General features: G+C 57.9%; 1 protein-coding gene and 1 rRNA gene. Both read right to left on the bottom strand.

The annotated features are described in order from the left end of the window. On the bottom strand, positions 1-1,026 hold a 1,026-nt coding region (locus RAE04_RS11665), incomplete at its 3' end, for an HNH endonuclease signature motif containing protein (RefSeq protein ID WP_317027469.1). Between the two features lie 370 nt (positions 1,027-1,396). Continuing rightward, positions 1,397-1,498 (bottom strand): 5S ribosomal RNA (gene rrf, locus RAE04_RS11660); the annotation flags it as partial.

Raw genomic sequence — 1,498 nt, 5'->3', positions numbered from 1 at the left:
TACTAGATTGTCTGGGCTGGTTGGCCCGCCAAGGTGGTATTCGATGCGGTGGTCGAGTTGGCACCTGGTGGCGGGGACGGTGCAGCCGGGCCAGCGGCAGGTGGCGTCGCGTCCTTGGGTGTAGGCGCGGATGTCGGTGCTGGGGGTGTAGGAGTCTACCTCGTCGGCTTTAAGTCGGCGGATGAAGGTGTTGTCTGTGGGGGCATGGTCGAGGTTTAGCCATCCGGCACCGGGGTGAAAGACGAGGTTGGCGTTGTCGTTGGTGGTGAACGTGTTGATAGCAACGCTGGTGTGGGTGTCTTCGAGGATCAGGTCGATGAGGCCTTGTGCGGCGGTGGTTGCGGCCTGGTTGGTGTAGGCGTCGATGTGACGGGCGATGATGGTGGCGGTGGCGCTATCGCAGGTTAGCGATAGTGTGGTGGTGTTATCCGGGTTGTAGTTGATGCGCAGACGCGGTTCAGGTTGTTGTTCTTTGTCTTCGGGGCGCAGGTGAGTGTCGATGAAGGTGCGGATAAATCGGCGCAGATCCGCATCGGTGGGGACGGTTTGGTTGGGTGTGGCGGGGGTGAGGAAGTCTGCGAGTGCGGCGTCGATGGCTTCAAGATGCTCTGGGTTGTTGTCGAGGCGCTTGAGTTCGCGGTCGATGATGCGCAGCTTGTTAAGGTCTAGGATCCAGTGCTGGCCTTGGACTTCGGTGACTAGCGGTAGTTGGCGGACGCGGAAGTGGGCACGGATGTATCCGAGGAGCTTCGAGTAGGAGATGCCGAGGTCTTTAGCCAGGCTCGTCAGGCTTAAGTCAACATCCTCGTCTAGTTGGGGGAGGATGGCGCGGAAAAGGAACCAGGAGGTTTTGCGCGTATAGGTGCCGGCTTTACCGATGTGGTTTCCGGGTGCATTGGTGGTGTAAAACGCTTCCGGCACATCACCGTCGTCTAGGTGATCGGTATCGGGGTGGTCGCCGATGAGGAGGGTGTCTGGGTAGTCGAGGGCGGTATCTGGTTCGGGCGGGGCGAGTGTGGCAGTCATGGACGAGGCGCTCCAGAAGAGAAGAACAGGGTTCGTATGTGTTTTCTAACGATCGCCCTTATAGTAACCCGGGTTAAGGACATATGGCCTTTGTGGGGGTGTTTATGTTCGAATAGGGTGCCCTAAAACCGCAGGAATCCCCAGAGTCGCACCACAACAAGACACGGGGGTAAAAGCAAAGGTTTAGGGTTCGTTGCCTGCCACTTCCCCGGCAGGTGTGTGCAGTTCCATGGGGTCTAAAGCCACTGGACGTGTGTGGCGAAGCACCGTCGTGTGGTGCCTGTTACGGAAAAACGTAAAAGAGAAGGAGACGGTGGTTGACCGTCTCCTTCTTTGTTGTTCCGATATGTAGTTGTTTGTTGTTGTTTGGTGTCGGCGGTGACTTACTCTCCCACAACCTCCCGGTTGCAGTACCATCAGCGTGTGCAGGCTTAGCTTCCGGGTTCGGAATGGGACCGGGCGTTTCCCTGCA

Origin of the sequence: Corynebacterium sp. CTNIH16 (assembly GCF_032821655.1) — a bacterium.
Lineage (GTDB): Bacteria > Actinomycetota > Actinomycetes > Mycobacteriales > Mycobacteriaceae > Corynebacterium > Corynebacterium marquesiae.
This window is presented reverse-complemented; position numbering and strand designations above follow the sequence as displayed.